The sequence below is a fragment of the Streptomyces caelestis genome (assembly GCF_014205255.1).
Lineage (GTDB): Bacteria > Actinomycetota > Actinomycetes > Streptomycetales > Streptomycetaceae > Streptomyces > Streptomyces caelestis.
Window position 1 is genome coordinate 4,092,779 of sequence record NZ_JACHNE010000001.1, and the last position, 12,994, is coordinate 4,105,772.

Annotated in this window: 17 protein-coding genes; 7 read left to right on the top strand and 10 right to left on the bottom strand. The window is 70.7% G+C overall.

Features of this window, described 5'->3' with window-relative positions; translation table 11 throughout:
- Positions 1-50: 50 nt before the first annotated feature.
- Complete coding sequence (locus tag HDA41_RS18510) at positions 51-413, top strand: DsrE family protein (protein ID WP_184985328.1); 363 nt, start codon at positions 51-53, stop codon at positions 411-413.
- Here HDA41_RS18510 and HDA41_RS18515 read toward each other — a convergent pair.
- From HDA41_RS18515 to HDA41_RS18550, 9 genes are all read right to left on the bottom strand, one after another.
- Positions 407-784 carry a VOC family protein gene (locus HDA41_RS18515; RefSeq protein WP_184985330.1) on the bottom strand — a complete coding sequence of 126 codons (378 nt, stop codon included), beginning with the start codon at positions 782-784 and terminating at the stop codon, positions 407-409. The genes HDA41_RS18510 and HDA41_RS18515 overlap by 7 nt on opposite strands.
- A gap of 20 nt (positions 785-804) precedes the next feature.
- Positions 805-1,065, bottom strand: coding sequence for a DUF3099 domain-containing protein (locus tag HDA41_RS18520; RefSeq protein ID WP_184985333.1), 261 nt, complete (start codon positions 1,063-1,065; stop codon positions 805-807).
- Positions 1,066-1,156: 91 nt separating this feature from the next.
- Positions 1,157-1,444, bottom strand: coding sequence for a DUF1416 domain-containing protein (locus HDA41_RS18525; protein ID WP_031121416.1), 288 nt, complete (start codon positions 1,442-1,444; stop codon positions 1,157-1,159).
- Positions 1,445-1,487: 43 nt separating this feature from the next.
- Positions 1,488-2,333, bottom strand: coding sequence for a sulfurtransferase (locus HDA41_RS18530; protein ID WP_184985335.1), 846 nt, complete (start codon positions 2,331-2,333; stop codon positions 1,488-1,490).
- Between the two features lie 136 nt (positions 2,334-2,469).
- Positions 2,470-2,550: a putative leader peptide gene (locus HDA41_RS42705; protein ID WP_350310325.1), complete on the bottom strand. Its 81-nt coding sequence runs from the start codon at positions 2,548-2,550 to the stop codon at positions 2,470-2,472.
- 203 nt (positions 2,551-2,753) lie between these two features.
- The gene (locus tag HDA41_RS18535) at positions 2,754-3,494 is read right to left on the bottom strand and encodes an LmeA family phospholipid-binding protein (RefSeq protein ID WP_184985337.1); all 741 of its coding nucleotides are present in this window, start codon (positions 3,492-3,494) and stop codon (positions 2,754-2,756) included.
- A 259-nt stretch (positions 3,495-3,753) separates the two neighbouring features.
- Positions 3,754-4,845: a hypothetical protein gene (locus HDA41_RS18540; protein ID WP_184985339.1), complete on the bottom strand. Its 1,092-nt coding sequence runs from the start codon at positions 4,843-4,845 to the stop codon at positions 3,754-3,756.
- Between the two features lie 3 nt (positions 4,846-4,848).
- Entirely contained in the window at positions 4,849-5,103 is a 255-nt protein-coding gene (locus HDA41_RS18545; protein ID WP_010036212.1) for a MoaD/ThiS family protein, read from the bottom strand.
- Positions 5,104-5,140: 37 nt separating this feature from the next.
- Positions 5,141-5,992, bottom strand: a complete 852-nt coding sequence (locus HDA41_RS18550) for an alpha/beta hydrolase (protein WP_184985341.1) — start codon at positions 5,990-5,992, stop codon at positions 5,141-5,143.
- 173 nt (positions 5,993-6,165) lie between these two features.
- On the opposite strand from HDA41_RS18550, the gene HDA41_RS18555 reads away from it, so the two are divergent.
- From HDA41_RS18555 to HDA41_RS18580, 6 genes are all read left to right on the top strand, one after another.
- On the top strand, positions 6,166-6,945 hold the full coding sequence (locus HDA41_RS18555) for a winged helix-turn-helix transcriptional regulator (RefSeq protein WP_184985343.1): 780 nt from the start codon (positions 6,166-6,168) through the stop codon (positions 6,943-6,945).
- Between the two features lie 146 nt (positions 6,946-7,091).
- Complete coding sequence (locus HDA41_RS18560; protein ID WP_184985345.1) at positions 7,092-8,114, top strand: LacI family DNA-binding transcriptional regulator; 1,023 nt, start codon at positions 7,092-7,094, stop codon at positions 8,112-8,114.
- A 123-nt stretch (positions 8,115-8,237) separates the two neighbouring features.
- On the top strand, positions 8,238-9,233 hold the full coding sequence (locus HDA41_RS18565; RefSeq protein ID WP_184985347.1) for a S1C family serine protease: 996 nt from the start codon (positions 8,238-8,240) through the stop codon (positions 9,231-9,233).
- 38 nt (positions 9,234-9,271) lie between these two features.
- Positions 9,272-9,499 (top strand): hypothetical protein, encoded by a 228-nt coding sequence (locus HDA41_RS18570; protein WP_184985349.1) that lies wholly within the window; start codon positions 9,272-9,274, stop codon positions 9,497-9,499.
- Between the two features lie 118 nt (positions 9,500-9,617).
- Positions 9,618-10,355 (top strand): response regulator transcription factor, encoded by a 738-nt coding sequence (locus tag HDA41_RS18575; RefSeq protein WP_184985351.1) that lies wholly within the window; start codon positions 9,618-9,620, stop codon positions 10,353-10,355.
- Positions 10,352-11,818 (top strand): sensor histidine kinase, encoded by a 1,467-nt coding sequence (locus HDA41_RS18580; RefSeq protein WP_184985353.1) that lies wholly within the window; start codon positions 10,352-10,354, stop codon positions 11,816-11,818. Before HDA41_RS18575 ends, HDA41_RS18580 begins: the two co-directional genes overlap by 4 nt.
- Before the next feature lie 74 nt (positions 11,819-11,892).
- Here HDA41_RS18580 and mshD read toward each other — a convergent pair whose 3' ends face one another.
- Positions 11,893-12,819: a mycothiol synthase gene (mshD, locus tag HDA41_RS18585; RefSeq protein WP_184985355.1), complete on the bottom strand. Its 927-nt coding sequence runs from the start codon at positions 12,817-12,819 to the stop codon at positions 11,893-11,895.
- Positions 12,820-12,994: the final 175 nt, after the last annotated feature.

Consider the following 12,994-nt stretch of genomic DNA (forward strand, 5'->3'; position numbering starts at 1 on the left):
GACCTTCAGGCAGTACCCGGAGTTGTAGGGGCGTTGATTACGATTCGGCCATGGCGAAGAACCTCGTGATCAAGGTGACGGCGGGGGCCGACGCCCCCGAGCGGTGCTCCCAGGCGTTCACGGTGGCGGCGGTGGCGGTGGCCAGTGGCGTCGACGTCTCCCTGTGGCTGACCGGAGAGTCCGCCTGGTACGCCCTCCCCGGCCGGGCCGCCGAGTTCGAGCTGCCGCACGCGGCCCCGCTGCCCGACCTGCTCGACTCGATCCTGGCCGCCGGCCGCGTCACCCTGTGCACGCAGTGCGCGGCCCGCCGCGAGATCTCGGAGCAGGACGTCATCAAGGGCGTCCGCATCGCCGGCGCCCAGGTCTTCGTCCAGGAGGCCATGGCGGACGACACCCAGGCGCTCGTCTACTGAGACGTCTCGGTGTAGAGGCAGAAGGGGTGGCCCGCCGGGTCCAGGAGCACCCGGACGCCGTCCTGCGGCTGGTACGCGGCGAGCCGCGCGCCCTCGGCCAGGGCCCGCGCGGTCTCGCGTTCCAGGTCGTCGACCTCGATGTCGAGGTGGATCATCATCTGCTGCCGGTCCGGCGTGCTCGGCCAGACGGGCGGCCGGTAGGCGGGATCGGTCTGGAAGGACAGTCCGGTACCACCGTCCGGCGGCCGGATGTGCACCCAGTCCCGCGATTCCTCCCCGCGCCACACCCGCCACCCGGGCAGCAGCCGCAGGTAGAAGGCGGCCAGCTCACGGGCGTTCGGAGCGTCCAGGGTCGCCGCCGTCAGGCGCACGGTTCCTCCCCCTCGTCCATTCAGTACCGGCGCTTCTTGCCGTCCAGTTCGTCCCACCACTCGTCGGACTTGGGGTCCCCGGAGGGGTCGTCCCACCAGCGGTCGTCCGGGCCGCGGCGGTTCGCGACCATCGCCGCGACGGGCGGGATGACCATGGCGACGACGCACATCCCGACGGCGACGGGCACGGACCACAGGCGGACGACGCCCCAGGCCAGGACGAAGAGGCCGATGCAGCCGCCCATCATCGCGAAGTACGTGCGCCGCCGTCGTGCGTACATACACCCAGCGTAGGTCCGGGCATGCCGAAGGGCCGCACCCCAGGCGTCCAACCCGTGGGATGCGGCCCCTTGTGGCACTGCCGCCGTCAGATCAGACGGCGATCGCGACCTCCGCCAGGCCGCCCTTCTGGGCGACGACCGTGCGGTCGGCGGTGGCGCCGGGCACGAGGGCACGGACGGTCCAGGTGCCCTCGGCCGCGTAGAAGCGGAACTGTCCGGTCGCCGAGGTCGGCACCTCGGCCGTGAACTCGCCGGTCGAGTCCAGCAGACGGACGTAGCCCACCACGGGCTCGCCGTCCTTGGTCACCTGACCCTGGATCGTGGTCTCACCGGGCTTGATCGTCGAGGCGTCCGGGCCGCCGGCCTTCGCTCCACACATGTCGTACTCCTGAAGAGAGGTCAGATAAGGTCGGTCGGTTCGCTTACTTGTTGGCGCCGAGCTCGATCGGCACACCGACGAGGGAGCCGTACTCGGTCCAGGAGCCGTCGTAGTTCTTGACGTTCTCCACACCGAGCAGCTCGTGCAGCACGAACCAGGTCAGCGCGGAGCGCTCACCGATACGGCAGTAGGCGATGGTGTCCTTGGCCAGGTCGACGCTCTCGGCGGCGTAGAGCTCCTTGAGCTCCTCGTCCGACTTGAAGGTGCCGTCGTCGTTGGCGTTCTTGGACCACGGGATGTTGCGGGCGCTCGGCACGTGGCCGGGGCGCTGGGACTGCTCCTGCGGCAGGTGGGCCGGGGCGAGCAGCTTGCCGGAGAACTCGTCGGGCGAGCGCACGTCGACGAGGTTCTGCGAGCCGATGGCCGCCACCACGTCGTCGCGGAAGGCACGGATCGACGTGTCCTGCGCCTTGGCCTTGTAGTCGGTCTTCGGACGCTCCGGCACCTCGTCGCCGGCGACCAGCTCGCGGGCGTCGAGCTCCCACTTCTTGCGGCCGCCGTCGAGGAGCTTGACGTTGTCGTGGCCGTACAGCTTGAAGTACCAGTACGCGTAGGAGGCGAACCAGTTGTTGTTGCCGCCGTACAGGATCACCGTGTGGTCGTTCGCGATGCCCTTCTCCGACAGGAGCTTCTCGAAGCCCTCCTGGTCGACGAAGTCACGACGGACCGGGTCCTGAAGGTCCTGGGTCCAGTCGATGCGGATCGCGTTGCGGATGTGGTTCTTCTCGTAGGCGGACGTGTCCTCGTCCACCTCGACGATGGCGATGGTCGGGTCGTCCAGGTGCTCCTGGAGCCAGTCGGCGTCGACCAGGACGTCGCTGCGGCTCATGCTCTTTCTCCTCCGGGGCAGTTGCGGCGGGGCGTGCGAGATCTGCGGGGCGCGCCCATGACGAGGGCGGCGCACGGGTGCCCTTGGTGCAGGGCGGCGGGGATGCGCGCGCCGGCGCATGGGCCGACGCGGTCGCTCAGAAGGTGCGACAGAGCATGGCGGCGACGCGGCACAGGTCGACTGCCCGCCGCTTCGTGAGATCCGCCTGTCGCTTCATGCCGTCGATCGTAGGGACGGTCAGGCGCGTGTGTCACCGGTGTGTCGCATACTGAGACGAGAAAATCCACGATGTGGGATCCAAGGGGTCTGCTGAGGCGCGGGGCAAGGATCGCGGCCGCATGTATCCACCGTCACATCTGGGCTACGGACATCGCTGTCTCGCCCATCGGACACCCCAGGTCCTGCTGCCTGGCGCCTTACCTACCCGGCCAGGCGGACGTTGGAACCCTTCACCGTGATCTCGACGCCGCCCGGCGCGGCCTGGACCTTGTCCAGCTGGATGCCGCCGGGCAGGCCGTCGATCTTCTGCTGGAAGTCGGTGATGGCCCGGACCCGGGACTCGGCGATCTCGACACCGCCGAACTTGGGCAGGCCGTCGGCCTTCACCCGTACGGTGTCGCCGTCGATCACCGTCACGGAGCTGAGCACGGAGACCGGTTCGGGCAGCTTGGTGCCGAGGACGGTGCCCTCGACGGTGACCTTGATCTTGCCGTTGCCGCCGTCGGAGAGACCGACGACGTTGGCGGTGACGCCCGGGGCGACCTGGGTCGGCTCGGACTTCGCCGTCTTCAGCAGCTCGTCGTAGGCGATGGTCGCGGTGCCGGTCGCGCTGGTGGCGGTGGCGGAGCTGTAGTCGCCGGAGAACTCGACGTCCCGCATGTCGGCCCGGAGGTCGTCGATACGGATCTTCTCGGCGCCGTTGCCCGCGGCGGCCTCGTAGTTCGTGATGCCGACCTCGATGTCGTCGAGGGAACCGCCGACGACCTGGGTGAGGAACGGGAAGCCCTTGATGGACACGTCCGGGGTGGCGGAGAGGTTCTCGGTGGCCTTCAGGCGGTCGGCGGCCTCACCCTCGGCGAAGTTCACGGCGACGCGGTCGGCGATCACGAAGAGCCCGCCCAGGATCACGACGACGATCAGCAGTATTCGCAGTGCGCGCATGCGGTGTTTCCCCCACCTAGGCGGTTGGACGGCGGTCCGGTGTTCGACGACCGAACGGCCGTCCTTGCGTGAGGGTAACTCCGTGGGGGATGGGGGCCATGGGTTTGTCGATCATCTGTGACAGGTCAGGCGCCCGGCACCGGTGCCGGGGCGTTGCGCGACCCGGCGGAGCGGGGTGTGCCGCCGCGCCCACCCCATCGCGCCGTTCCGAGGACGGACACCCCCGGCGCGGCCCCGACCCATCACCGCCGCGCAGGCGCTAAACCAGGGCCCGCCCCAGTACGTAGACCACCGGGGCCGCGGCGGACAAAGGCAAGGCCACGCCTGCTGTGAAGTGGACGAAGCGGGACGGGTAGTCGTAACTGGCGACTCGGTGGCCGATCAGGGCGCAGGCTGCCGCGCCCGCGCCCAGGAGGGCGCCGGACGTGCCGAGGCCCGTCATCGAGCCGGCCGCGACACCGCCGCCCGCCCCCGCGAGCAGCGCCACCACCACCGACGCCGGGGTCGGCAGCGGCAGGGCGCGGGCCAGGACCGCGACCGCCACCGCGATCGCGCCCACGGTCACCGCGTCCGCCTCGGCCGCGAGGTACCCGCCCGCCACGATCGCCAGCGCCGACGCCGCGACCGTCGCCATCAGGCCGTACATCCGCTCGTCCGGGTCGGCGTGCGACCGCAGCTGGAGCACCAGCGCCAGCAGCACCCACACCCCGAGCGTGCCGAGGATCGCCGAGGGCGAGCGGTCCGACGCCAGCAGCGCCGCGTCCGCGGCCAGCGCGCCGGCGAAGCCCAGCGCGATGCCCTGCCGTGCCGGCCACATCCCGTTCAGCCGGAACCAGCCCGCCGCGGTGACGGCCTGGAGGGCGACGAGCGGCAGCAGGAGCGCATACGTGCCGACCGCCGCCGCGCCCGCCAGCAACAGCCCCAGCAGCGCCGTCAGCGCGGCCGGCTGCATCCCTGGCTCGATGATCGGCGACCGCCCCTCCGCCCGCGCCCGCTGCGCGTCGGTGAGCCGCTTGTTCCCGGCGACGGTGGCCGGGCCGTACTCGGCAGCGGAAGCAGGAGGGGGAGCAGGAGGCTCGTACCCCTGCGGCGGGAGATACGCCGTCTCCTCCGCAGCCGTCACCTGAGCGGAGACCGGCGCCTGCGTCTGCGTCTCCCAGGTCTGCCCCTGCCACTGCTGCGTGTACTGCTGAGCGGCGTACGGATCGTCGTACCCCTGAAACCCCTGATGGCTCTGTTGACCCTGATGTCCCTGCTGATAGCCCTGCTGGTGCCCCTGCTCAGGCCACCCCTGCGGCGCCTGCGGCTGCTGCCCATAGGGGTCGTAGCCGTCATACGGCTGGTTGGTCATCGCTCACCCTCCTGCGAACGGCGGGAGCACCTCGACCGTGCCGCCGTCGGCCAGCCGTACCGTCTCATGTCCGCGGGTGCCCACGGGGTCACCGTCCACGAGGAACGAGCATCGCCGCAGCACGCGCTCCAGTTCGCCGGGGTGTCGCTCCCGCACCCCGTCGAGCGCCTCGGCGAGCGTGGCGGCCTCGTACGGCTCCTCGGCCACCCCGGCCGCGGCCTTGGCGGCGGCCCAGTAGCGCACCGTGACCTTTGGCATCTGCTTCCTCGATTGCTTGTCGGTGAACCCCGTCAGGCTAGCCCGCCCGGCCCACGACCCACTCCCCGATCCGCCCCAGCAGTTCGCCGCTCGCCGCGTGCTCGGCATGCCCCATGCCCGGCTCCAGCCACAGTTCGCCCTGGTCGGCGGCGGCCGCGGCCAGCATGCGGGGATGGTCGACGGGGAAGTAGCCGTCGGCGTCGCCGTGCACGATCAGCAGGGGCGTGGGGGCGATCCGGGGCACCGCCTCCACCGGGGAGAGCGGGACCGGGTTCCAGTCCCGGTGATGGATGCGGGTACGGAAGCCGTAGCGGCTCACCACCCGGCCCTCCGGCCGCGTCACCAGCCAGTGCAGCCGGCGCATGGGGGCCGTTCCCCGGTAGTACCAGCGTGCGGGGGCGCTGACGGACACCACCGCGTCCGTCGCCTCCTCGTACAGCGCCGCATGCCGCAGCACCACCGAGCCCCCCATGGAGAACCCCACCGTCCCCACGCGCGCGTGCCCGAGCTCCCGGGCCCACCGCACCGCCGCCGCAAGATCGAGCACCTCCCGGTCCCCGACCGTCGACCGCCCGCCGGACGCCCCGTGGCCCCGGAAGGAGAACGTGACGACGGCCCCGTACCGGGCGAAGGCCTGCGCCACCCGCCGCACGTGCGGCCGGTCCACGGCACCGGTGAAGCCGTGGGCGACGACGAACACGGGATGAGCGGCAGATGTCCGGGAGACGTCGTATACAACCGCACCCGGGTCGTATACGGCATCGATCGTCACACCGTCGGACGTGCGCAGAAATGTCCGCAATTGCGACCGCACAGGCGTTCCCCGAGTTGTCTCGGAGTGCGGACGATCGGTGGAACGCGCCACATGATCTGCCGGGCCAGAGCTCATGTGGGCTATTCTGCTAGGCAGAGGACTCGGGCAGCGTAGCCCCCGGGTCCTTTTGTGCTTTCGGAAGCGTTGTATACGACGCGGGAAACCGCAGGTGTACGGGGCCTTCGGGATCGCAGAGCCAGTGCTGTGCCAACAAACGTCCTCGCAGGGACCGAGGAGGAACCAGACGTATGAGTTCTCTGCTGCTCCTGACCAATGCCCTCCAGCCGTCGACGGAGGTGCTCCCCGCCCTCGGCCTGCTCCTGCACAACGTGCGAGTGGCCCCCGCGGAGGGGCCCGCCCTCGTCGACACCCCCGGCGCCGACGTCATCCTCGTCGACGGCCGCCGCGATCTGCCGCAGGTCCGCAGCCTGTGTCAGCTACTGCGCTCGACCGGACCCGGCTGCCCGCTCGTCCTCGTCGTCACGGAGGGCGGTCTCGCCGCCGTCACCGCCGACTGGGGCATCGACGACGTCCTGCTCGACACCGCCGGCCCCGCGGAGGTCGAGGCGCGGCTGCGGCTGGCCATGGGACGCCAGCAGATCGTCAGCGACGACTCCCCGATGGAGATCCGCAACGGCGACCTGTCGGTCGACGAGGCGACGTACTCCGCCAAGCTCAAGGGCCGCGTCCTCGACCTCACCTTCAAGGAGTTCGAGCTCCTGAAGTACCTCGCGCAGCACCCCGGCCGCGTCTTCACGCGCGCCCAGCTGCTCCAGGAGGTCTGGGGCTACGACTACTTCGGCGGTACGCGCACGGTCGACGTGCACGTGCGGCGGCTGCGCGCCAAGCTCGGCCCCGAGCACGAGTCGCTGATCGGCACCGTCCGGAACGTCGGTTATCGATTCGTTACACCGGAGAAGGTGGAGCGCGCCGCCGAGGAGGCGAAGGCCAAGGCCGCCAAGGAAAAGCCGGACAACACGGACGAGTCGGCCGCTCTGGACGCCGTCGAGGCACCTACCAAGGCGTAAAGAGGCGTATCGCGGTGCCCATCCGGGCATCGCTTTCCGCACGGGGCGCGCGGGCGGCGGCCGGACGGCGGTCGGGATGTCGTACGGAAGTACGGAAGCTCCTTTACGCCCTGCCCAGAGCCGGTATATCCGCGTAGACTCCGCGCGTGGCCAAGGTGACTCGGGATGATGTGGCGCGGCTGGCAGGGACTTCCACTGCCGTGGTCAGCTATGTCATCAACAACGGACCCCGGCCGGTCGCCCCGGCCACGCGCGAGCGTGTCCTCGCCGCGATCAAGGAGCTGGGGTACCGGCCCGACCGGGTCGCCCAGGCGATGGCGTCCCGGCGCACGGACCTCATAGGCCTGATCGTGCCGGACGCCCGCCAGCCCTTCTTCGGGGAGATGGCGCACGCGGTCGAACAGGCCGCGTCCGAGCGCGGAAAGATGGTGCTCGTCGGGAACTCCGACTACATCGGCGAGCGCGAGGTCCACTACCTGCGGGCCTTCCTGGGCATGCGCGTCTCCGGGCTCATCCTGGTCAGCCACGCGCTCAACGACCTGGCCGCCGCCGAGATCGAGGCCTGGGACGCCCGGGTCGTGCTGCTGCACGAGCGGCCCGAGGCCATCGACGACGTCGCCGTCGTCACGGACGACCTGGGCGGCGCCCAGCTCGCCGTACGGCACCTGCTGGAGCACGGTTACGAGTACGTCGCCTGTATGGGCGGCATAGCCGAGACCCCCGCGGTCGGCGACCCGGTCTCCGACCACGTCCAGGGCTGGCGTCGCGCGATGGACGAGGCCGGGATCTCCACGGAGGGCCGCCTCTTCGAGGCGCTCTACAACCGCTACGACGCCTACCAGTCCGCCCTGAAGATCCTCTCCGGTCCCCACCGCCCGCCCGCGATCTTCTGCTCCACCGACGACCAGGCGATCGGCCTGCTGCGAGCGGCGCGCGAACTGCGGATCGACGTGCCCGGCGAGCTGGCGGTGGCCGGCTTCGACGACATCAAGGAAGCGGCGCTGACCGATCCGCCCCTGACGACCGTCGCCTCCGACCGTTCGGCGATGGCCCGCGCGGCGGTGGACCTCGTCCTCGACGACGGACTGCGCGTGGCGGGGGCCCGCCGGGAGCGGCTGAAGGTGTTCCCGTCGCGGCTGGTGGTACGGCGCTCCTGCGGCTGCGGCTAGCCCCTTCCGGGCTGCCTTGATGCCCCCCTTCCGAGGCGCCTTTATATCGGGCATACGAGGTTCTGTCGGGCTTCTCAGGGAGGACTCAGGAAGCTCTCATGGTCGGGCTCCAAGCTCTGAGACATGACCGAGAGCTTCCACCGCAGTGGCGAGTACGAGAACCCTTACGAGGGTCAGCAGCAGGCCCCGGTGAACCCCGAGTGGCCGCCTCCGCCGGCGTACGCCCCGGCACCCGCTCCGAAGAAGCGCAACCGCGGCACCGTCGCCCTGCTCGCCGCCGTGGCGATCGTCGCCGCGGCGATCGGGGGCGGCACCGCCTACGGCATACAGGAGCTGACGGGCAACGACACCGTCGCCTCCAGCTCCACCAGCACCAACGTGGTGCCGTCCAGCCAGAAGGGCACGGTCGCCGGGGTCGCCAAGGCGGTCAGCCCCAGCATCGTCGAGATCAGCGCGAACTCCAACGCCGGTTCCTCCACCGGCTCGGGCGTGATCATCACGAGCGACGGCGAGATCATCACCAACAACCACGTCGTCTCCGGTGCCTCGCAGATCAAGGTGACGACCAGCGACGGCCAGTCCTACTCCGCCAAGGTCGTCGGCACCGACAGCAAGAAGGACCTCGCGCTCATCAAGCTGGAGAACGCCTCCGGCCTGAGGGCGGCGACGTTCGGCGACTCCTCCGGAGTGCAGGTCGGCGACCAGGTCGTGGCGATCGGCTCCCCCGAAGGCCTGTCCGGCACCGTCACCAGCGGCATCATCTCGGCCCTCGACCGTGACGTCACCGTCCCGACGGAGCAGGACCAGGGCCAGCAGCAGTTCCAGCAGGGCGACGGGTGGCCGTTCGAGTTCGGCGGGCGGCAGTTCAACGGCGACACCGGCTCGGACACCACGACGTACAAGGCGCTCCAGACCGACGCGTCCCTCAACCCGGGCAACTCCGGCGGTGCCCTGATCGACATGAACGGCAACATCATCGGGATCAACTCCGCGATGTACTCGCCGGCGGGCGCCGCCTCCTCGTCCTCCGACGCGGGCAGCGTCGGCCTGGGCTTCGCCATCCCGATCAACACCGTCAAGGCCGACCTCGCCAAGCTGCGGGCCGGCTCCACCGACTGAGTTTCCGCCAGTGAGTTCCCCAGGTGAGGAGTACGGCGATGATCCAGCAGGTTCCGCACACGGTGCCGGGGGCCGACCCGGCGGGGTTCGCGCTGGCGTTGGCGGTGGCGTACGAACTGCACACACCGGCGACGGCATCGGCTTCGGCTTCGGCTTCCGCATCGGCGACGCGAGCGCCCGAGGTGGCAGCGGCCAAGGCCCGGCCCGCGCGCCGGGCCGCCGCCCGCCGGGCCGCCACCGCCCGGCGCCGCAAGGTGCGGGGCTGATCCAGGGCTGATCCGGGGCTGATCCTTCTCCCGGCCCGCCCCGCCGACATGCGAGGCTGAGACCGTCAGCGACACCCCGTCCCGCCCCACCACACACCACACCCGAGGACCCCGACCCATGAGCCCCGCAGACGGCGACCGTGACTCCCAGCGCATCCTGATCGTCGACGACGAGCCGGCGGTACGCGAAGCGCTCCAGCGCAGCCTCGCCTTCGAGGGGTACGAGACCGAGGTCGCCGTGGACGGCGCGGACGCGCTGGAGAAGGCCGCGGCGTACCGCCCCGACCTGATCGTCCTCGACATCCAGATGCCCCGCATGGACGGCCTGACGGCGGCGCGCCGCATCCGCGGCACCGGCGACACGACCCCGATCCTCATGCTCACGGCCCGCGACACGGTCGGCGACCGGGTGACGGGACTCGACGCGGGCGCCGACGACTACCTGGTCAAGCCCTTCGAACTGGACGAACTCTTCGCCCGCATCCGCGCCCTGCTGCGCCGCAGCTCCTACGCGGCGGCCGTCGGCGCGGGCTCTCCGGACGACGAGGACGTCCTCGCCTTCGCCGACCTGCGCATGGACCTCGCGACGCGCGAGGTCTCCCGGGGCGGCCGCCATGTGGAGCTGACCCGCACGGAGTTCACGCTGCTGGAGATGTTCATGGCGCACCCGCGCCAGGTCCTCACGCGGGAGCAGATCCTGAAGGCGGTCTGGGGCTTCGACTTCGAGCCGTCGTCGAACTCCCTCGACGTCTACGTCATGTACCTGCGCCGCAAGACCGAGGCCGGTGGCGAGCCGCGCCTCGTCCACACGGTGCGCGGTGTGGGCTACGTGCTGCGGCAGGGCGGCGCGGAGTGAACAAGGTCGTACGCCGTTTCCGCTCCCTGCCGATCCGGTCCCGGCTGGCGCTGCTGGTGGCGGCGGCGGTGGCGTTCGCGGTGGCGGCGGTTTCGGTGACGTGCTGGTTCATCGTGCAGGGGAAGTTGTACGACCAGGTGGACGGTGACCTGAGGTCATCGTTCCGGACCATCGCGGCCGAGGATTTCGACGCACTGACGAAGACGTGTCCGCAGAAGCCTTCGAACACGCTCGGCGGGGCTCCCCGGCCGCAGACCTACGCGCAGGTGGTCAGGGTCGACGGCAAGGTCTGCCTGTTCAGCAGTCTGATGCCTCAGGTGAAGGTCACGAGCGGCGACAAGGCTGTCGCGAAGGAGCCCGATCCCAGGACGGCCAGGCTGCGCAACGGCACCGACAGCGACGGCAACTCGGTGCGCGTACTGACCACGGCGGTCATCGTGAAGGACGGGCCGTTCCAGCAGGGCGTGGCCGCCGACTACGCGCTGGTCATCGCCGTTCCTCTCAAGGGCACGGAGTCCACGCTCAACGAACTGGCGCTGATCCTGCTGCTGGTGTCGGGCGTCGGAGTGATGGGCGCCGGGGCTGCCGGGCTCATGGTGGCCCGGGCGGGCCTGCGCCCGGTCGACAAACTCACGGAGGCCGTCGAGCACGTGGCCCGCACGGAGGATCTGGACGTCCGCATCCCTGTGGACGACGCCGACGAGGACGAAGTGGCCCGCCTCTCCCGCTCCTTCAACTCCATGACGTCAGCCCTGGCCAGCTCCCGTGAGCTCCAGCAACAGCTCATCGCGGACGCCGGTCACGAACTCCGCACACCGCTCACCTCTCTCCGCACCAACATCGAGCTCCTCACCCGCAGCGAGGAAACGGGCCGCCCCATCCCCGAGGCCGACCGCAAGGCACTGCTCGCGTCGGTGAAGGCACAGATGACGGAACTGGCCGCACTCATCGGCGACCTGCAGGAACTGTCCCGCCCGGACACCGGCCAGCACTCCGGCCGGACGCAGATCGTCGCCTGGCACGACACCGTCGACTCGGCGCTGCGGCGGGCGCGGCTGCGAGGCCCGGAGCTGACGATCACGGCGGACGTACAGCCGTGGTTCGTCCGCGCGGAGCCGTCCGCGCTGGAGCGGGCGGTGGTCAACATCCTCGACAACGCGGTGAAGTTCAGCCCGGAGGGCAGCAGGATCGAGGTGCGCCTGTCCGGGGGCGTCCTGACGGTCCGCGACCACGGCCCGGGCATCCCCGCCGACGAACTCCCCCACGTCTTCGACCGCTTCTGGCGCTCCCCGAGCGCACGAGCGCTACCCGGCTCGGGCCTCGGCCTGTCCATCGTGGCTCGCACGGTGCAGCAGGCCGGCGGCGAGGTGTCGCTGTCCCACGCCGAGGGCGGCGGCACGGTGGCGACGATACGACTGCCGGGGGCGGCGGTGCCTCCGCCGGAGGATCCTCCTGCTTCGTGACGTACCGGTCCCTGCTCCTCACTCCTCCAGATGGCGCTTGACGTACGCCGTCGGCTCCACCGACGTCAGCGCCGTCACGTCTCCGTCCGGTACATCAGATCCACCTCGTGCGTGACGAACCCCAGCCGCTCGTACACCGACACCGCCGCCTTGTTGTCGGCGTCGACGTACAGCATCGCGGTCGGCACCCCCTGGTCCGCCAGGTGCCGCAGGCCGATCGTCGTGAGGGACTTGCCGAGGCCGCCGCCCTGGGCGCCGGGGGCGACGCCGAGGACGTACACCTCGCCCAGGCCCTCCTCGGCGTGGATCTTTGTCCAGTGGAAGCCGATGAGTTCGTCGCCGCGGAAGGCGAGGAAGAACCCCGCGGGATCGAACCACGGCTCGGCCTTGCGGTCGTCGAGGTCCCGCTGGGTGAGTGAGCCCTGCTCGGGGTGGTGGGCGAAGGCGGCGGCGTTGACGGCGAGCCAGGCCGCGTCGTCCTGGCCGGGGACGAAGGTGCGGACGGTGACGCCCTCGGGGAGGACCGGCTCGGGCGCGTCGAAGCCGGTCAAGGGGCGGCGCATCTGGCGCAGTTCGCGGAACAGGGTCAGGCCGAGGACCTGCGCGAGGTGCCGGGCGGCGGAGTGGCCGCCGTGCGCCCACACCCGCAGCCGCTTGCCGGACACGGCCAGCAGCGCGGAGCCCAGCGCCCGCCCGTTCCCCTGGCCCCGGTGCCCGGGGTGCACGACCAGCTCGGCGGCCGGCGGCTCCACCGGGTCGGTGTCCTCCAGTTGGGCGTACCCGACGAGTTCGCCGTCGACGCTGAGCAGCAGATGGGCGACGCCCTCGCGTTCGCCACCGCGCAACTGCAACCGGCCCTGCTCGGAGACCGCCTGCTGCCCGTCGGCGAGGGCGGCCTCGGCGAGCAGTCCGAGGACGGCCTCGGTCTGCTCCGCGGAGAGCGCGGCATATGTGTCGATCGAGCGGTTCCGGCCGGGCCGTGCGGTGTCGTCGCTGGTCATGCGTACGAGGGTACGGGGGACCGCCGGTAAATCGGCGGCAAGAGCAAGCGGGATGTAACCACGAAACTCGGTCGCGCCACGCGCATTGACCCTAGGCTTCGGCAACCGCGCGATCGGCTTCCTCTCCGGCGACATCGCCAACGCACGTGAACTAAATCGCATACACGGGATTCAA